The sequence below is a fragment of the Pseudomaricurvus sp. ABR4_320 genome, assembly GCF_056159445.1.
In genome coordinates this window covers 311491-329083 of record NZ_JBSWVF010000004.1, presented here as the reverse complement: position 1 = coordinate 329083, position 17593 = coordinate 311491, and the positions used below count along the sequence as shown (strand labels likewise).

Here is a 17593-nt window from a genome sequence, read left to right as displayed (position 1 = left end):
GCAGCGGAATCGGTACCACTCATATAAATTGATTTTTCAGATATACCGGGAATCGGACGGATACATTTTTAAATATGATCCGATTAACTCTAATAATAGCATCGGTTTTGAGGGTTCATGAGGATAAACCCTTTTTTCTTGATGCTCCGGATGACTTCAGAATATCCACCAGATTTTACACGGACCCAAGCGGGGTGAAAGCCCCCACCTGAAACCTCAGACGAACAGGCTTGTCAGGGAACCTGTTCAGTGATCGCCAGCGTTAACGGCTCCGCGACGTCAGCCAAGCGGACAGGCCCTAATGTCGCCTGCCAATCACCACTTTGGGGTACCGGTTCACCGCTGGTTGACACCCTGGCAACCAACTCGAGTTGATCAGCAGAGCTTAACGTCATCCCCGGCGCCATGGCCATAGCATCGCTCAAAACGACGGTACGAGGTAAATCTGCAACCGTCAAACGCGTGATGGCCAGCGGCATTTTGGGCCCCTGCCACGCTCGAGCGTAGACAAACACTGTCGCGTCTGCCGGCAGGGACACACCATCGCCTATCTCGATATCGACGCTGATCTCCGCTTGATCTACCTCTGTTTGCTCTGAAGGACCAGTCGGTACAGCGCCAGACTCTGCCAGCAATTGTCGCGCTCGGTTGATGCCCATCACCAGATTCTGACCTCCTGGAGAATCCGTCCCTATCAGTGCCACCGCTCGCTGCCAAAACCCTATGGCCTTGTCGTATTGCTGCTGTTCGAAGGCATCAATTCCCGATAGCCCCAGCGACGTCGTTTCCCGCGGGTCCAACTCCAGTGCACGACCGGCTAACGCCTTCACTTCAGGAGTAATACGATTTCCCGATGCCAGAAACACGGCCTGGGCAGTTTCACCGATGATGTAAGCCGGCGGTTCACCACGGGAGATTATGGCTCCATATTCCCTGACCGCATCACCATAGCGGCCCTGTTGCATATAACTGCTGGCCAGAAGGTAGTGGTTGCCGACATTGTCTGGATCCCTCTCCAGACGCTGCTCCAATTTTGCAATTAACGCATTGAGTGTTGCGTCACTCTGACCTTCAGCAACCTCAGCCCCCTGCATAGCCGCGACCTGCTCCGCCATGAAGTCGCTGCGCAAATTGGCGATTTCCACATCGTCGATGGCACCGTAATGCAGGTAAAACGCGACGCTGGCTCCCAGCACTAAAACAGCAAGCCCGCCCATCAAGACGATGGGTTTACGACCGGCATTGCCTCCATTGTGAGGTTCAGCCAGCGCATCGCTATCGGAGGAATCCTCCAGCAAAGACAGCTCAGCCTCTCGTAACAATCGCTCATATTGCTGATCCGACAGATCGCCCTGCTGATGCTGGCGGCGCAGCTCAAGTCGATGCTCATTGAACAAGTCGAGATTCTGCTGTCGTCGATCGACAACGGACGCCAGTTGTGCGGGACGCCACAATGGCCAAAGTAAAAACACAGCGGCCAACAAGCAAAGCGCGATGATCCCCCCCCAAAACGCTAGCATGGGAACACCTCCAACACAGACTTCGGCAACTCAATCGTAATTCTTGTCAAACAAACCTCTCAAGCAGGGAAACCAGGGCGGTCACTTGTCGCCAGTTCTCGACGCATCCTCCAGGCGATCATCAGCCTCTTTGAGTAAACGTGCGAGTTTTTGCTCATCAGCCCCATCCGTAGCGTCCAACGAATCCGCGCCACGACGCTTGAACACAATGAACAGAGCCACCAGCAAACCCAGCAACAGCAATCCCGCTGGCAATAACCAAAGCACGAGCGTATTTGACTGTAATCTCGGGCGATAGAGCACATAGTCGCCATAGCGGCTGACCATAAAATCCACAATTTCGTCGTCTGAACGCCCCTCACTGATCAGGCGTCGCAACTCCCGTCGCAGATCCTCTGCAATGGGGGAATCAGAACCGGCAAGATTTTGATTCTGACATTTAGGGCAGCGCATCTCGTCAATAAACATCAGATAACGCTGACGCAAAGATTCATCGTCGAACTCGTAGACCTCAATCGCAGCAAAAGCCTGCACATGTAACAGCAGACTGGCTACTAGAGACAGCATAACAATCAATGTACGCGGCATCGGCATCGGCCCCCAAAAAAACGGCCCAGATTATAACAGTGAGATTACGGCCTCAGCTAGGCGCTTTCGCCCCTGTAAACTTCAGAGCTTGATCAGACCAAAATATTTGCAACACCTCGATCTGAGTTATTCACCCTCTGACACCAGACTCAACACCAGATATCCCGTGGCTTTATCCCAATTATGAATGCCGGGTTGTAGCGAAGCAAAACCACACCCGGAAAAAGTCTTTTGAAATAATTTTAAAATAATCGTTGACGGCAAAAAAATAATCGTTATCATACGCCGCCACTGACACAGCGGGTGGTTAGCTCAGCTGGGAGAGCATCGCCCTTACAAGGCGAGGGTCGGGGGTTCGATCCCCTCACCACCCACCAGACTTTAATTACTGAACAATTAAGGTTATGCTTGTCAGCCCTTTTCGCGGACCGGTAGTTCAGCTGGTTAGAATGCCGGCCTGTCACGCCGGAGGTCGCGGGTTCGAGTCCCGTCCGGTCCGCCATTTTCTCAGATTCATTAGATGAATCACTTTCCTTTTAAGCGAATTAAACGGAAAGTTTTCTGGTTAGAGTTTTCAGCCCATTCACTGCTCAAGATTGATACGTCAGAGCATTTGCGCACGTTAAATCCTCTGCCGTCCGGCAAAGTCACCAAAGTTCCTCGAGCAGATCCCTCCAGAAAAGCGTCATTCGCAGTTGCGCGAAGAGATACAGCCGCAACACAGAGAGACGCTTACAGAGAAACGTTGTAGAGCTATCGATATATGTTTTATGTTCTCCCTCGCACTAAATCACTGCAAAGTGAAAGTGTTAGCGGCAAGAACAGGCATGACAGCAGGCTGTCAATTTTCATAAAGATACCTCAAAGCTCCCCTTTTTCTAAATGATTAAACAAACTGGAACTACAACGCCTGAACAAGACTTCTTAACGCGAAACCGCCCGTCCAAACAACAGGTTGCACGAGTTATTACCGCAGTTCGCCCATTTTTTTGGCGCGCTCAATAAATAGGCACAGCACTTTTCGCTAATAATACGCCCGCCCCGTAACGATTAAATTCATTTGGCTTTTGCACATCAGTGCCACTAGACCTGACTGGTGCCATACGCCATGCTGCCACAAGGCATCAACGACATTAAGGACACCAATGAATTATTGGGTGCAAGCCATCAGACCGAAAACCATTCCTGCCTCTCTCGGGCCAATCTTACTTGGCACCGCACTGGCCAGCGAGATCGAAGCGATACACTGGCCGATCTTTTTCATCGCACTGATTTGTGCGCTGTCCCTACAGATTGCAGTCAATCTCGCGAACGATCTGTTCGATGGTCTTGCAGGAATCGATACTGAAGAGCGGCTTGGTCCACCCAGAATGGTTCAATCTGGATGTATCTCTGCCAGAGCCATGAGTATCGCACTAGCCCTGGTTACCGCACTCGCAATCACAACGGGATTGTTGCTGGCCGCGGCTACCCACTGGACCCTGCTCTTAGTAGGATTCGCCTGTATTGCGGCTGTGTTTGCCTACAGTGCAGGCCCCTGGCCATTAGCCTCATTAGGCTTGGGAGAAGTCGCCGTACTGGCATTCTTTGGATGGGTTGCCGTAGCTGGAAGCTACTGGCTACAAACCGACAACGTTAGCATGAGAGCTCTGGCTTATGGCACCAGTGCCGGACTTTTCAGCGTCGCGCTCCTGTTAGTCAATAACATTCGCGATATTTCCACGGATAAGACCGCAGGCAAGTATACTCTGGCGGTCAGACTCGGAGAAAATCGCAGCCGCGCCGGTTATGTTTTGGTAATGATGGGGGCATTGCTGACCCACTTGGCGACAAGCCTTCCCGATCTCTGGCTAACCGTCATTCCACTACTCGCCTGCGGACCCGGAGTTACTTGGTTGGCGCAACGTATTCGCACCACCCGAGGCAGAGCGCTAAACGCCCTGCTCGCCAGAACCGCTCAGATCGGATTACTCTATTGTGGGACTACCGCTCTATTGCTTACGCTATAAAGTGAAGAGAAACGTTGGACTTAATGACTCTTTAAATATTTCACTTCCCCACCGCGATAGACCGGCCCCTGCACCCGATTGCCCGTCACAATATTCGTCTGATATTGCTGGCTGACACCGTTCAGGGTATTCCCGTCAAGCTCGATACGCATCATGGCAAACCCGGCGGAGTCCAATGTCATAGGCTGGCTTTTGCCATCAAACAGAGCTCGCTTTTCGGCGTCTGGCACCAAGTCTCGAACGCCACCACTGATGCTTAGATCGAGGATTAACTTGCCAGCTCGCCAGCGCCCAGATCCCGTGATGCCAAGCTCTGCATCATCAAGCGTGAGCGAGCCGGTCAACAGATAATCGGCCATCGGCGTCTGCACAAAGCCGATACGCATGCGTCCCGCCTCCTCCGCCAACCGCAGCATCCATTGCTCTTCACCACGCCATACCAAAGCATCCGGCGCGGGGATTGCCGCAGCGATCTGTGATTCCGCGGACACCTGCAAGATTGACCACAAGCCCATCACCAGCATCACCCCTTGGAGAAACTTTTTATGCTTCATCTTACTTACCCCAGCGATAGTTCACCGACGCTAAAATCGTGCGGTCCGTACCTACGCCACACGTGCTGGTCGAACAGCTCACAAAGTATTCCTTGTCAAAAACATTATTTACGTTGATGGCAAAGCGCCAATGGTCGAGATCGTATCGCACCATCGCGTCGAAAGATCGGTGAAAGAGTTTTCCAGCGGCAGACGAATCAAGCGCGGTGCGAAAGGCTTGTAACGATGGGATAGATCGTCTGAATGTATGTCAAAAAACGTGGCGCCGGTCTCGTGATCGAAACCCACAATGACATAACGCAAGGTGACACTTGGATCGAACATTTGTGAAGCGAGGTAATCCCCGCCGTTGACGACAGCACACAGGCAGGGGCTACCGAGCAAGGTTTCATCTTCGTCCGGCAAAGCACACTGCAGCCGACCGTTAAGCAACAAAATGAGCTTTACACCTTTGTGCAGCGCTTCTGTTTCACGAGCGGCCGGAGGTCTTGACACAATTCCACCGGACACATTGACATGAGTAGATGCAGAATAGCACCAGGAAGACTCGCCGCCAGGCACAAGAGGTTCACAATTTTTCATTTAACGCCCTTCATTTCTGTTACAAACAGGACAATGAGACCACGGCGGCAAAAGAGAAAACGCGCTAAATTCTTTGTTTAGCGATCGCCCTAGAATGATACCATGGCGGCGGCGAGAATGGTTCTGACGGAATCTTGAATTGGGATCGGCCGCTCCGAGATTCGATCAACAAAGACGTGCGTCATGGTGCCGTGAGCACTCGCTTCCGGATCTCCCACGCGAAAAATGCCGATACCGTATTCCACAGAACTGTTGCCGATACGATTTACCCGAAATCCCCCTTCAATGTCATCAGGGAAAGACAGAGAGCGGCGATAAAAACATTCGGAATGTACCGTAAGTCCAATGGCATCACCGCGCCGGACGTCCAACCCGCAACGATTGATCAAAAAGCTGTTGGCGACTGTATCGAAGTATGAGTAATAGTGGACGTTATTGACGTGACCATTGATATCATTATCCATCCAGCGAATACTGAGAGCTTGAAACCACGTGTAATTGTCACGATTGATCAGACGCGTGTTGGCCGAAGACATTTATCCACCAGATTTTCGTTATCGTTTTATGGGAAACGGATGACATTGTAGGCAAAGGGATAATGCCAGCGAATTGCCATTTTCCAGATGAGCGTGTTACACATCCTCTTTAGTGTACTGATATGACTTTAGGAAGGAAATACAAGCGCCTCGCAAAAATTCAACGTTAAGTGGATCTAGGGCTTTCAGGTCCGTAGACTCACACGTAGACCGGCGAGGATGATTGGGAGCCTCATCTCATAGGGACGCCCACCTTGTTTCCCGGAGAACTAACGCCATCAGAAAGAAGCATCGATTATGGACATTGCTACACCAACGGAAGCCCGATTGCTCAGCGACTACCCCCACCACTACCGCCAGGATACCGAATTCGGTGATTTAGATGCCCTAGGCCACGTCAACAACCTGGCAATAGGCCGCTTCTATGAAAACGCCCGCGTACGTTTGATGCAAATGGCCATTATGGGCAATACCCAATTTGCGGGCAGTGAGGCGCCCGCAGCGGTTTTAGTGAAATTAGAAATTACCTATCTAAAAGAGGTTCGTTTTCCGGATCAGCTGATGATCGGCAGCGCTGTTAGCCACATTGGGAACACGTCGTTTCGACTACAACAGGGGCTTTATCGAAACGACAGCTGCGTCGGTTTCAGCGAAAGTGTGTTGGTACACACCAGCGGTGGCCAGCCCCATACAATCTCGTCGACACTGCGAGAAATCATGCAGGGCTTTATGATTGCCCGCTAATTACGATAACGCCACGGATCGAGCTTAACCAACAAACCAGCGACTGCTTTGCAGACGCTCCCAGAGGCGGGTTATCACTCGATCACTGGCCGTTTCAGCGGCGATTCCCAGCCTTTCTTGTAGGTTTTTCTTGAAGACATAACTGACTTCATAGACATCCGCTTTTGCGATCATATCGACCAAATATTCATCACTGGTTTTTAGCTCATCGACCAGTTTTTGCTCAAGAGCACGGCGACCGAACCAGACTTCTCCCGTCGCTACAGACGCAATTTCCACCACCGGTCGATGTTCCGTCACGAACGATTTAAACAGCTCGTGGGTATCTTCCAAATCTTCGATAAATTTCTGCCGCCCACTGTCGGTGTTTTCACCGAATACCGTGAGCGTCCGTTTGTGCTCGCCCGCCGTCAGTAGTTCAAAATCAATGTTGTGTTGTTTTAAAAGTCGGTGGAAATTCGGCATCTGAGCAACGACACCAATAGACCCGAGAATCGCAAAAGGCGCTGCGACAATTCGGTCCGCGACACAGGCCATCATGTAACCACCACTAGCGGCGACTTTATCTACACAAACCGTCAGGGGAATATTGTGTTTTTTGATACGATCCAATTGGCTCGACGCCAATCCGTAACTGTGAACAAGGCCTCCGCCACTTTCGAGACGAACCACGACTTCGTCTCCCGAGCGAGCCATCGTCAAAACCGCACTGATTTCTTCGCGTAAACTGGCAACCGCAGACGCCCGAATATCACCATCAAAATCCAGCACAAACACACGCGGACGTTCCTGCTCGGAGTCGTCAGCCTTGCCTTTTTTCGCTGCTTTTTTCTTCTGCTTTTGCTCGGCTTTACGCGTTTTTTGCTGCTGCTTACGCTCGTGCTTGATCACTTCCGGGTCGAGCACCGCCCCTTTCATGGCATCTTCCAAGCCTTCAAATTTCTCATTGAGCTGCACCACTTCGAGATGCCCCTTGTCTTGGCCTCGTTGGCGCTGACCAAAGGCAACGATTAACGCCATGACAACACCAACGGCCACAATCACCGTGAGGGCTTTAGCCAAAAACAGGCCGTAACTAAACAGAAATTCCAAAATTCCTCCAGAAATAGATCAAGGCCAATGGCGCAATGCTTGTGCCGCCGGCGAATTAACAGGTCTTGCAAGTAAGCCGAAATGCGTCAGGTACACGTCAAAATCCGCCCCATCTGCCATCGGTGCATAAACAGCGTTACCATAAGTGGCATCGAGCCAGGAAACACTTTTCTCTGTGTCGTGAGCCCATCGCCAGATATCCACAGGCGCCTTTCCCTCGGCAATGGCATACACAGATCGCGGTCGCTGACGCTCATGCTCTAACAGACTGTACCGACCAGAAATACGTTCCAATCGATAACCTGGCTTTACACCTAGCCTGGCGACCCAGCCCTTCCATTTAAAGATTCGGGCATCCACCATCCATTGATCACCCGACAACTCAAAGTTATGCGCGTCGCCATTGGTTTCGGTTACCGTAGCCAGATAGGACTGATCGCCCAATTGGCGGAAGCTGACTCGGGCTAAAGGCTCTTCATCCAGCAACTCACGGTAGCTGAGCAGATCCCAGGCGATACCGCCGAGTAAAATCGAGCCGCCAAGTAAGAGGATTCCCGAGGAGCCTCGCAACCACAGAAACAGCCAGCGCCCTTTGAGAAGGGTTCTACCTGCCCCCAGTAATAGCAGCAAACTGACTAACAGTAAGATACCGGCAATTAGCGGATAACCCAACGATCACCTCGACATCATACTGACAGTATTAACAGGAATCATGTTCGGAAACGATTGACGAACTCGTTGATCAAACGGCCGGCTATCGTGTGTGGCGGAGGAATCAATGGAAGTTCATCGTAGCGATACCAGTTGGCATGATCGATTTCGACACCGTCGACACGTATATCACCCGACTGATATTGCGCATAAAAACCAATCATAAGCTGATCCGGAAACGGCCACGATTGGCTGCCGAAGTAAGTTGGCGAATCTACGATTACCCCAACCTCTTCATGCACCTCGCGACGAAGAGCCATTTCGATGGTCTCTCCGGGTTCGATAAACCCTGCCAAAGTGCTGTAGACTCCCTCCGGAAAGCGAGCATTGTGGGCTAGCAAGCAGTGATCCCCGTTGACCACCAGCATAATGACACAGGGCGATAAACGTGGATAGAAAAGCCGATCACAGTGAGAACACCATTTGGCCATTTCATCGCGATGTACTTCGGTTGCCTTTCCGCAGCGACCACAGAACTGGTGATCCAGATGCCAATGGACAATCTGCAATGCCCGGGCGGCCATCTGATAGAGGCTTTCGTCCAGATGTGTCAGCACCGAGCGCAAGCTACCCCACTCATAACCCGCCAACTGAAAATCCTGGTCAACTTCGACAGCAATACACGGCTGGTCGCGATAGTGACCAATACAGTGCTGAGCTCGATTTAATGATCCGCCAAGAGAGCCCCACTCAGAGACACTGAAGGGCGACCAACCTTGCTCAGAGAGTAGAAGCCGGCCTTTGGAAACCGGCACGACGATCCCGCCAGATAGGTTGTCGGCAGTTTGAAAATCCAAGCGAAACAAAGCTTTCTCCATAACCCGTTGCTGTGCAGAGCTTACACCTTAAAGCACGCACAGTAATGCAACGGTAGGATTGGATTCAAGAGCCACACAAGATGGTCTCAATCAGTCACAGCGTACAGCAGGCTCAAATTGAAGGTGCACAGAATATCGCCACCGGTCACGCGGCCTGTACGCCAAACCCCAGCGCCTGCAAGCTTTCTTCTGCAAACGACAGTACGGAATCGTCACAATCTTTTTCCGTTTTCAATGCATCCAGATAGTATTCCAAACCGATCACAGCATCGGCGAAGGTTTCCAGTAACTGTGGTAAGGCTGCCGGAGGATCACTGGCCATTAAGCCTTCGTCAATAAAGCGTTCACAGGCTTGCACGATTGCCGCTGCGCGCGGCAGTCCAAGAACCAGAAACGCGCCTCGAACCGGAGACAGCTGCTCTGCCAACTCGCCGATTTGGGAGTTATCGTATTCCAGCTCAGCGTAATTACCCAACGACTGCTTGATCGATGTCAGCCCAGCCTCGGCCTCTTGAATTAAGACCAGCTCCGCTGAGGCAAGTTGCGATGACGCAATGATTTCTGTACGACTGCGATTGTTCAGCTGTTGCAGCTGCTCGCTGGACAAATTCAGCCCCTCCAGTCCCGACAAGGTTCCCTCGACATAGAGCAACGCATCGGCAATATCCATCAACGACAGTCGATTGCCGGTTCCTTCCAACGCTCTAATCTTGGCCTGCTCTTCCCGCAAGGATTCGCTGGGAGCAGACAGGCCTACCATTGCCAGAATATCCGCCAGCTTGCCTAGGCCAGATGCAACTTCAGCCTGCTCCTGGTCACTCTCTGAGGAGGCTTCAGAGATTCGTTCCAGCAATTCTTTGATGCCGAGCATTTCTTCTTGCAGCACCGTAGCAACCGACGCCACTGTGTCGGCCCCCGGCCCCATTAAACGCTGCGCTTGTTCTTGTAAATCTCGATCACAGTAATCCAGAGGTGCCAACTTATAAGACTCAAGCAGCCCCGAGATTCGAGCACTGGATTTATCCGCCAGCGCCGCCAAGTAGAGACTGGGTCGGACCAACTCCACGTCTGCTGCCAACGCGAGCGAGGCCTCATCACTTTTGCAGAGAGCACGAAACTGCCGATCGAACGACGATAAGACAAGCTTACGCGCCCGAGTCATCTCCATTCCATCCGCACGCAGAGCCTCCAGCGCAGTTCCCGCGGCGTAAAAGACGCCAGCAGGTGGTCTGCCACTTAGCAAACGGGTGATTCGATCCATGGCTCGCTGCATGAGCACCAGAGAGCTGCGGACCTGCTTTCCCTGTAGCAGGGCTAGCAACCCCACCTGATACATGTGTCGCAAGCGGCTGGCCACAGACATCAACTCTGAGTATTCCTGGGTTTCATCGTTAGCGCTTGGCGGAGCAGAGACCTCCGTCAAAGGCACCCGGTAAAAGGCCGATTCGGCTATAGGAGCCAGACGGCGATCCTGACGGAGATCGTTGATAAAGGGTAACAACAAGACCGGCTGGCCTCGGCGGCGGCGCTGCACCAGCTCCAGATAGTGCGAAAGAACGAATAGCCCCTGTATCACATGCCCCGCCAGATGATCATCCTCCGACAGTTTTTCTGCAACAGGATCTCGCAGCCAGTCCGCCACTTCCCGAGCGAGCATGTCGGCGCCATGGAGTTGTACCATCTGAAAGGTGCCAGCAATCTGCTGGATTTCCTCAGCGACTTCGACGATCAGCTCCTTGTTTTCCTGATCCCCTACCACTTGCTCGAGACGAGTCATCGCTCGACTGATACTGCCAGCCAACTCCTCTTGCACCATCTTCAATGAGGAAACATTAATCTCTTCAGTTGTGACCACGGAACAGAACCTTCCTGAATTTATGAACCAGTCATTGCCATTGTCGTCAGGCTTGATAAGCTGCCGAACGACTTAACCGTCGTTGGCATTGCGAACTCGATCGCCACCCTCCGAACACCGGCATTAAGAACTAGCCGGATATCACAGGTGACAACACGAATCTTAAGCCGCCATTATCAAATATAGACTCTAGGATGAGGTCTGTGGTTATAATTTCGCGGGGCTAGAAATCGTTGCAAAACTGTCCGTTATTTGCTTGATTTTTCTACTAATGCTACTAGTTTGAACAATTATTCAGCAATTTCGGAAACATCGGTCTAAACAGGAATGTCGCAACTCTATCATTGCCACAAGCAGTGAATACCCAAAATTGAATTAGAAAATACCGCTTTGAGCAAGGGAGTAAGCATGGCGCTTTCTACGACACAGGCATTTGTTGCCAATTTTCTTGGCCCAGCGCCTGACTGGTATAAGAAAACCATTCTGGCATTTTTGGTTTTAAATCCCCTCATTTTGCTGGTCGCCGGGCCTTTTGTAACTGGCTGGCTATTGATCGGCGAATTCATTTTTACACTCGCAATGGCATTAAAGTGCTACCCGCTTCAGCCTGGAGGCCTTCTGGCCATTGAGGCCGTACTGCTGGGAATGACCAGTACCGAGACGGTATACCACGAAGTCGAAGGCAACTTGGAAGTCATTCTACTGTTGGTCTTCATGGTTGCAGGGATCTACTTTATGAAATCCCTGTTACTGCATGTATTTACCAAATTACTGATAGGCATTCGCTCTAAAATCGTCTTGTCGGTGCTGTTTGCGATTGTTGCCGCCATCCTGTCGGCCTTTTTAGATGCGCTGACCGTCACGGCTGTACTGATCAGCGTCGCCGTCGGCTTCTATGCCGTTTACCATAAAGTGGCCTCTGGCGGCGAAGTTCATGTTGAATCTCACGACCACTCGGATGACGGTAAAGTTCTGACCTACCATCGTGAAGACCTTGATGCTTTTCGGGCATTTTTGCGCAGTCTGGTCATGCATGGCGCCGTGGGCACCGCACTCGGCGGCGTCTGCACCATGGTTGGAGAACCTCAGAACCTTCTGATTGCCGAGCGGGCCGATTGGGAATTTGTCGAGTTTTTCCTGGTTATGGCGCCAATCACCATCCCGGTTTTTATCTGCGGACTGCTCACCTGCGTCGCCCTGGAGAAGTTCAAACTGTTCGGATACGGAGCACAACTTCCTGACACAGTGCGCCTGGTATTGGAGGAGTTCGCCTCTCAGCAGGAGGCAAAGCGCCAACCGACGGACACCATACAGCTTATCGTTCAAGGTATCGTCGCCCTATTTTTAGTTATCGCTCTAGCGTTCCATCTCGCAGAAGTCGGCTTGATTGGCCTGATGGTTATCGTATTGCTGACGGCATTTAACGGGGTTATCGAAGAGCATCAAATTGGCCATGCTTTTGAAGAAGCACTGCCCTTTACCGCTTTGCTCGTCGTTTTCTTTGCCATCGTTGCCGTTATCCACGACCAGCACCTTTTCACCCCGATCATTGATGCCGTGCTGGCCATGGACAAAGGTATTCAGCCGGCCATGTTCTTCCTGGCAAACGGCATACTGTCGATGATCAGTGATAACGTGTTTGTGGCAACGGTTTACATTAATGAAGTTCGTGCAGCCTTCGACGCGGGCACCATTGACTTGGAGCACTTCAATCACTTAGCAGTGGCCATCAATACGGGAACCAACCTGCCCAGTGTTGCAACCCCTAATGGACAGGCCGCATTTTTGTTCCTGTTGACGTCCGCATTGGCGCCGCTAATTCGGCTGTCCTACGGACGCATGGTGATCATGGCACTCCCCTACACGATCGTCTTGGGGGGAATCGGCTTAGTCTTGGTGGCTTTCTTACTCTAACCCGCAACAATCCGTATGCCTCTGGCGGTGTTCAGCGCCGCCAGAGACAGCCTTCCCCGAGCGCATTCAATCGCTCTTCATGTCTTCCCAACTCTTCTGAATTCGCGCGAATCACCGGAATTTTCGCTCTCTCGGCCAAGCGCCGAATACCTCCAACCACTTCATTATCTGAGTCAGATTCGGCTTCTCCACTGCCTAGCGACAAGCGCGTTTGACCGCCCGTCATCAGCAGATAGACGTCGGCTAGAATTTCCGAGTCGAGCAATGCTCCGTGAAGATCCCGTTGGGAGTTGTCAACGCCGTACCGCTTGCACAGAGCATCAAGATTGTTTTTCTGGCCCGGATGTTTCTGCCTCGCCATCTGCAAGGAATCAATAATCTGACAACGGGTATCGATTCCCGGCAGCTTCGGACGCAACATCGAGAATTCATGATTGATAAACCCGACGTCAAACGGTGCGTTGTGAATAACCAGGGTTGCGCCGTCGACAAACTCCCGGAACTCTTCGGCAATTTGATGGAATACCGGCTTGTCCGCGAGAAATTCATTGGTAATCCCGTGAACCGCAATGGCCTCTTCTTCGACTTCTCGCTGCGGGTTGATGTATTGATGATAGTGCCGTCCCGTCAAGCGGCGATTGACAAGCTCAACACAACCAATTTCGATAATACGATGGCCTTGAGACGGTTCTAGGCCAGTCGTTTCTGTATCCAGTACTATCGTTCTCATATAGCCTTACTCCCCCCTAGTGAAACTGGCGACAGACTGCTGTCAATCGTCATAATTCCTCAATACCCCGATTGGCGAGAGCATCTGCCATTTCGTTTTCCGGATGCCCGGAATGTCCCTTAACCCAGCGCCAATCGATTTTATGCTTGGCAGCTTCAGCGTCCAAAGCTTTCCACAAGTCATCGTTTTTAACGGGTTTCTTGGCTGAGGTTTTCCAACCGTTCTTTTTCCAGCCTGTCATCCATTCGGTAATCCCCTTACGCACATATTGGGAATCCGTCGTCAAAACCACCTCACACGGTTTTTTCAACGCTTTCAGCCCTTCAATGGCTGCCATCAATTCCATTCGGTTATTGGTGGTATTTTTTTCACCCCCCCACAAGGTTTTCTCATGCTGACCTGCACGCATCAGAACCCCCCAACCTCCGGGTCCAGGGTTACCTTTACAGGCACCATCTGTATACAACTCTATTACTGCCATAAATTTTTTCTAATTGAATAAATGGCCGCGCAACCTAACATCATAGGAACGTCTTCTCAAAGAAGAATTATGTAAACCAGGAAGGCGGCGGATTTTAGTGAAGTTTATCTCTTCGACTGCATTGACTGACTCTTGGCGCCGGCTCTCCCATGACCAATCCCGCCACGGGATTGAGCTTGCTCCATACGGGCTTTATCGGCGTCAAAGTGAGACAGTCCTTACGGGCCAGCAACACATAATACCCGCCAAGGGGTAAGCCAAGTGAGCGTCCAAGCTTTTCAAGAGGGCTGCAGGCAGACAGGAGTCGCTCACTGTTTAAAGGTGGTCGATAAAACCCTCTTTGCAGAGACACCAACTCACAATCCAACACTTGTAACCAATCCACCAGGCGAGCGGGCCGCAGAGAATGGCGCCGCCAAAATGCTTTACGGCTAAACCACTGAGCAACAAACTTACACATACCTTGCAAGCTGTAGGGATTAAAACCAACGATGACGACATAACCCCTTGGGATCAACACTCGGCTGGCCTCACGCAAGACCTGATGGGGATTCGATGTAAATTCCAAGAGGTGATGCAGCAGAACCACATCGATCGAATCATCAGGCAGTGGCAGCTGATCGAATTCCGCCACGCCTTCTGCACCGAAACCTTGTGTCGGGCTCATACGAAAGGTGTGTCCGATGCGGGTACTGGTTTGCATCGCTCCCTTGCGCAAACTGCTCAATTCCAACATATGGTAGCCGAACAGGTCGCCAAGAATGTCCTGCAATTGCTCTGCCTGTTCCTGTAGTACCGCCTTGCCCATCGGAGTTTCAGACCATTCGTGCAGTTCCGCCAGAGACACATCTAACGACTTAGGACGCTTGTGATGAACCGCCGCTTTCAACAATCTGTTCACTGAACTTAGAAAAGCCATAGCTTCATTCCTCTGGCAGAAGGCTCAATTATAGCCAAACCACGGCCAGTGGATAGGCTTTGGCGAGCTTGTTGGGTATGATAGTCGGAAAGCGAAAATCAAGTGAACTATGCTGACAATCCTGCCGATACCTGCATTTTCTGACAACTACCTCTGGCTGCTCCATGAGAGGGACTCCACGACTGCATTTGTGGTGGACCCCGGAGACGCCACACCGGTTGAAGCTGCCCTTCGACGTTTACAGCTTGACCTGAGAGGCATCTTAATCACTCACCACCATAAAGATCACACCGGCGGCATAGAAGCGTTAATCGAACACAGAAATATCCCTGTTTTCGGCCCCCGCTCAGCAAAAATCCCCCAAGTCACTCATCATCTCAATGACGGTGACCAACTGCAGTTACCAGATTCAAACATTCACTTTGAGGTGCTTTGTGTACCCGGCCACACCTTGGACCACATCGCTTACTACTCAGCGGCGGCGTCGGTGCTATTTTGCGGCGATACTCTGTTTGCTGGTGGCTGCGGAAGAATGTTTGAAGGAAATCCCAAGCAAATGCATCAAAGCTTACGGCGCCTCGCCGATCTTCCACCGAATACTCGCGTATATTGCGCCCATGAGTATACTGCAGCCAATCTGAAATTCGCCGCTGCAGTTGAGCAGGACAGTCCAGAGGTGCAGGCACGCATTACCAAAATTAATGAACTGCGTTCAACCGACACACCCTCAGTACCTTCTTTAATACGTGACGAGTTAGCCACCAACCCATTCCTTCGTGTGAATCAACTCACAGTCCGGTCTTCAGCCGAAGACTACACTGGTGTAAAGCTCGATCAACCTTATGATGTTTTTGCTGCATTGCGGCGCTGGAAAGATGATTTCTGAATGCAATAATAGGACGTAGATCGCATCGCGCAGCCTAATAGCCGGGCTAGCCATTACAGGAAACCATCGTCTAGAAACACCTTACAGGGAAACCTTTTCCGAATGAAATTGACTCGCACTCTGTTGCTTTTGCTGCTCAGCTGCTCCTTTAGCGCGGGCGCCTGTATATCCGGAAAATCATCATCCGCAGAATCCGGAGTCTGTGTAGAGGAAGCCCAGGACACCACACAAATTTCAGCCAGTGACGACCTGTGGGACCGCATCCGAGCTGGTTTTCAGTTGACCGAGCTGGACAACACCAAAGTCGATGTCTACGTCAAATCCTATCAACGGCTACCCGGTTATTTACCAAGAGTCACAACCAGGGCACGCCCATTTCTTTATCACATCGTTGAAGAACTGGAAAAACGCGATATGCCGTTGGAAATCGCTCTTTTACCCATTGTTGAAAGCGCGTTTGATCCTTTCGCCTATTCCCATGGAAGTGCCGCAGGTATGTGGCAGTTCATCCCAGGCACGGGTCTCCAGTATGGCCTCAAGCAAAACTGGTGGTATGACGGTCGCCGTGACGCAATTGCCGCAACCGAAGCTGCTTTGGATTTTTTAACCGACTTGCACGATCGCCTGGACAACGACTGGTTGTTAGCATTGGCCGCTTACAATTCGGGTGAAGGTAATGTTCGTAAAGCCCGTCGAGCGAACAAACGTCGTGGCAAACCTCTGGATTTCTGGTCGCTCAACCTACCCAGAGAAACACGCAACTATGTTCCGCAACTGTTGGCGCTTAGCCGCATGGTGCGAGAGCCAGAAAAATACGACGCTAAACTGACCCCAATTCCCAATACGCCTTATTTTGATATCGTCGACACCCTGTCTCAAATTGATCTCGCCCAAGCGGCCAACATGGCCGATATTCCCATTAAGGAGCTCTACCAACTTAACGCGGGCTACAACCGCTGGGCAACGGACCCCACCGGCCCACATCGACTGGTCATTCCAAAGGAACACGCGAATACCTTTCGCGAACGCTTAGCGATGCTTGGAGATGACCGTGTCATATGGGAAAGCTACAAAGTTAAGTCTGGAGATTCACTGATTAAAATTGCCAACAAATTTGGCACGACTGCGGAAGCCCTGCGCCACAACAATGCTATCCGCGGCAACATAATACGCCCAGGCCAAATCCTATTGATCGCGAAAGCCAGTCAACCAGCCGATTTTTACGTTAACAGCCAAGACCAGCGCCTAGCAAGAAAGCAGGCACTTGGCGCAAGCGATTCGAATCAGCGCATTGAATATTCCGTCAAATCCGGCGACTCCTTCTGGAGCATCGCCAAACAATACAATGTGAAAGTCAGCGAGCTGACCCGGTGGAATGGAATGGCCCCCAAGGACACTCTACGGCCGAGACAGAAACTGGTGATCTGGACCAGTCCAGAGGGCGGGCCAAATCGAGCCGCCAACGGCAAACCTGTCATTCGAAAAGTTGCCTATAAAGTACGCAATGGCGATTCTTTGGCTCGCATCGCAGGACGCTTCAACTTATCGGTAAACGACATTGTTCGCTGGAATCCTATCGAGAAATCTGAATATATCCACCCGGGCCAAAGACTGACACTTTACGTGGACGTCACTCAAGTGAGCAGTCTTTAAT

17 protein-coding genes and 2 tRNA genes are annotated in these 17593 nt (G+C 51.4%); 7 read left to right on the top strand and 12 right to left on the bottom strand.

Annotated features, from left to right (window positions below):
* Positions 1–233: 233 nt before the first annotated feature.
* Complete coding sequence (ccmI, locus tag ACXAFR_RS10545; RefSeq protein WP_475176450.1) at positions 234–1520, bottom strand: c-type cytochrome biogenesis protein CcmI; 1287 nt, start codon at positions 1518–1520, stop codon at positions 234–236.
* An 81-nt stretch (positions 1521–1601) separates the two neighbouring features.
* Positions 1602–2108: a cytochrome c-type biogenesis protein gene (locus tag ACXAFR_RS10540; protein WP_475176449.1), complete on the bottom strand. Its 507-nt coding sequence runs from the start codon at positions 2106–2108 to the stop codon at positions 1602–1604.
* A gap of 301 nt (positions 2109–2409) precedes the next feature.
* Between ACXAFR_RS10540 and ACXAFR_RS10535 the strand changes: the two genes are divergently transcribed.
* The 3 genes from ACXAFR_RS10535 (at position 2410) to ACXAFR_RS10525 (ending at position 4117) form a co-directional block, all read left to right on the top strand.
* Positions 2410–2485: transfer RNA gene (locus ACXAFR_RS10535), tRNA-Val, on the top strand.
* Between the two features lie 48 nt (positions 2486–2533).
* Positions 2534–2610: transfer RNA gene (locus ACXAFR_RS10530), tRNA-Asp, on the top strand.
* A gap of 643 nt (positions 2611–3253) precedes the next feature.
* Positions 3254–4117 carry a 1,4-dihydroxy-2-naphthoate polyprenyltransferase gene (locus tag ACXAFR_RS10525; RefSeq protein ID WP_475176446.1) on the top strand — a complete coding sequence of 288 codons (864 nt, stop codon included), beginning with the start codon at positions 3254–3256 and terminating at the stop codon, positions 4115–4117.
* 20 nt (positions 4118–4137) lie between these two features.
* On the opposite strand, the gene ACXAFR_RS10520 is transcribed toward ACXAFR_RS10525, so the two are convergent.
* From ACXAFR_RS10520 to ACXAFR_RS10510, 3 genes are all read right to left on the bottom strand, one after another.
* Positions 4138–4671, bottom strand: a complete 534-nt coding sequence (locus ACXAFR_RS10520; protein WP_475176444.1) for a hypothetical protein — start codon at positions 4669–4671, stop codon at positions 4138–4140.
* A gap of 108 nt (positions 4672–4779) precedes the next feature.
* Positions 4780–5253, bottom strand: a complete 474-nt coding sequence (locus tag ACXAFR_RS10515) for a hypothetical protein (protein WP_475176443.1) — start codon at positions 5251–5253, stop codon at positions 4780–4782.
* A gap of 89 nt (positions 5254–5342) precedes the next feature.
* Positions 5343–5789 carry an acyl-CoA thioesterase gene (locus tag ACXAFR_RS10510; RefSeq protein ID WP_475176442.1) on the bottom strand — a complete coding sequence of 149 codons (447 nt, stop codon included), beginning with the start codon at positions 5787–5789 and terminating at the stop codon, positions 5343–5345.
* A gap of 297 nt (positions 5790–6086) precedes the next feature.
* Here ACXAFR_RS10510 and ACXAFR_RS10505 point away from each other — a divergent pair, with 297 nt between their 5' ends.
* Entirely contained in the window at positions 6087–6533 is a 447-nt protein-coding gene (locus ACXAFR_RS10505) for an acyl-CoA thioesterase (RefSeq protein ID WP_475176441.1), read from the top strand.
* A gap of 24 nt (positions 6534–6557) precedes the next feature.
* Here the strand turns inward: ACXAFR_RS10505 and sohB are convergent, their stop codons facing one another.
* The 4 genes from sohB to ACXAFR_RS10485 form a co-directional block, all read right to left on the bottom strand.
* Complete coding sequence (gene sohB, locus ACXAFR_RS10500) at positions 6558–7625, bottom strand: protease SohB (RefSeq protein WP_475176438.1); 1068 nt, start codon at positions 7623–7625, stop codon at positions 6558–6560.
* Between the two features lie 18 nt (positions 7626–7643).
* Positions 7644–8297, bottom strand: a complete 654-nt coding sequence (locus tag ACXAFR_RS10495; protein ID WP_475176436.1) for a cation/multidrug efflux pump — start codon at positions 8295–8297, stop codon at positions 7644–7646.
* 38 nt (positions 8298–8335) lie between these two features.
* On the bottom strand, positions 8336–9154 hold the full coding sequence (gene nudC / locus ACXAFR_RS10490) for an NAD(+) diphosphatase (RefSeq protein WP_475176433.1): 819 nt from the start codon (positions 9152–9154) through the stop codon (positions 8336–8338).
* A gap of 145 nt (positions 9155–9299) precedes the next feature.
* A complete protein-coding gene (locus ACXAFR_RS10485; RefSeq protein WP_475176432.1) occupies positions 9300–11009 on the bottom strand; it encodes a FimL-related protein in 1710 nt (569 codons plus the stop codon).
* A gap of 408 nt (positions 11010–11417) precedes the next feature.
* On the opposite strand from ACXAFR_RS10485, the gene nhaB reads away from it, so the two are divergent.
* Positions 11418–12923, top strand: coding sequence for a sodium/proton antiporter NhaB (gene nhaB, locus ACXAFR_RS10480; protein ID WP_475176430.1), 1506 nt, complete (start codon positions 11418–11420; stop codon positions 12921–12923).
* 31 nt (positions 12924–12954) lie between these two features.
* Here nhaB and dnaQ read toward each other — a convergent pair whose 3' ends face one another.
* The 3 genes from dnaQ to ACXAFR_RS10465 all read right to left on the bottom strand — a co-directional run bounded on the left by dnaQ (position 12955) and on the right by ACXAFR_RS10465 (position 15053).
* Positions 12955–13653 (bottom strand): DNA polymerase III subunit epsilon, encoded by a 699-nt coding sequence (gene dnaQ, locus ACXAFR_RS10475; RefSeq protein WP_475176428.1) that lies wholly within the window; start codon positions 13651–13653, stop codon positions 12955–12957.
* A gap of 49 nt (positions 13654–13702) precedes the next feature.
* Entirely contained in the window at positions 13703–14134 is a 432-nt protein-coding gene (rnhA, locus tag ACXAFR_RS10470) for a ribonuclease HI (protein ID WP_475176423.1), read from the bottom strand.
* A gap of 94 nt (positions 14135–14228) precedes the next feature.
* Positions 14229–15053 (bottom strand): class I SAM-dependent methyltransferase, encoded by an 825-nt coding sequence (locus ACXAFR_RS10465; protein ID WP_475176422.1) that lies wholly within the window; start codon positions 15051–15053, stop codon positions 14229–14231.
* Positions 15054–15162: 109 nt separating this feature from the next.
* Between ACXAFR_RS10465 and gloB the strand changes: the two genes are divergently transcribed.
* A complete protein-coding gene (gloB, locus tag ACXAFR_RS10460) occupies positions 15163–15939 on the top strand; it encodes a hydroxyacylglutathione hydrolase (protein ID WP_475176421.1) in 777 nt (258 codons plus the stop codon).
* 102 nt (positions 15940–16041) lie between these two features.
* Complete coding sequence (locus ACXAFR_RS10455; RefSeq protein ID WP_475176418.1) at positions 16042–17592, top strand: LysM peptidoglycan-binding domain-containing protein; 1551 nt, start codon at positions 16042–16044, stop codon at positions 17590–17592.
* Position 17593 lies beyond the last annotated feature (1 nt).

Excerpts from the sequence above, each read along its gene's own strand:
- nhaB (WP_475176430.1), top strand. The coding sequence starts at position 11,418 with ATGGCGCTTTCTACGACACAGGCATTTGTTGCCAATTTTCTTGGCCCA.
- nudC (WP_475176433.1), bottom strand. The coding sequence starts at position 9,154 with ATGGAGAAAGCTTTGTTTCGCTTGGATTTTCAAACTGCCGACAACCTA.
- ACXAFR_RS10510 (WP_475176442.1), bottom strand. The coding sequence starts at position 5,789 with ATGTCTTCGGCCAACACGCGTCTGATCAATCGTGACAATTACACGTGG.
- ACXAFR_RS10520 (WP_475176444.1), bottom strand. The coding sequence starts at position 4,671 with ATGAAGCATAAAAAGTTTCTCCAAGGGGTGATGCTGGTGATGGGCTTG.
- rnhA (WP_475176423.1), bottom strand. The coding sequence starts at position 14,134 with ATGGCAGTAATAGAGTTGTATACAGATGGTGCCTGTAAAGGTAACCCT.
- ACXAFR_RS10465 (WP_475176422.1), bottom strand. The coding sequence starts at position 15,053 with ATGGCTTTTCTAAGTTCAGTGAACAGATTGTTGAAAGCGGCGGTTCAT.
- ACXAFR_RS10515 (WP_475176443.1), bottom strand. The coding sequence starts at position 5,253 with ATGAAAAATTGTGAACCTCTTGTGCCTGGCGGCGAGTCTTCCTGGTGC.
- dnaQ (WP_475176428.1), bottom strand. The coding sequence starts at position 13,653 with ATGAGAACGATAGTACTGGATACAGAAACGACTGGCCTAGAACCGTCT.
- ACXAFR_RS10505 (WP_475176441.1), top strand. The coding sequence starts at position 6,087 with ATGGACATTGCTACACCAACGGAAGCCCGATTGCTCAGCGACTACCCC.
- gloB (WP_475176421.1), top strand. The coding sequence starts at position 15,163 with ATGCTGACAATCCTGCCGATACCTGCATTTTCTGACAACTACCTCTGG.
- ccmI (WP_475176450.1), bottom strand. The coding sequence starts at position 1,520 with ATGCTAGCGTTTTGGGGGGGGATCATCGCGCTTTGCTTGTTGGCCGCT.
- ACXAFR_RS10540 (WP_475176449.1), bottom strand. The coding sequence starts at position 2,108 with ATGCCGCGTACATTGATTGTTATGCTGTCTCTAGTAGCCAGTCTGCTG.
- ACXAFR_RS10525 (WP_475176446.1), top strand. The coding sequence starts at position 3,254 with ATGAATTATTGGGTGCAAGCCATCAGACCGAAAACCATTCCTGCCTCT.
- ACXAFR_RS10455 (WP_475176418.1), top strand. The coding sequence starts at position 16,042 with ATGAAATTGACTCGCACTCTGTTGCTTTTGCTGCTCAGCTGCTCCTTT.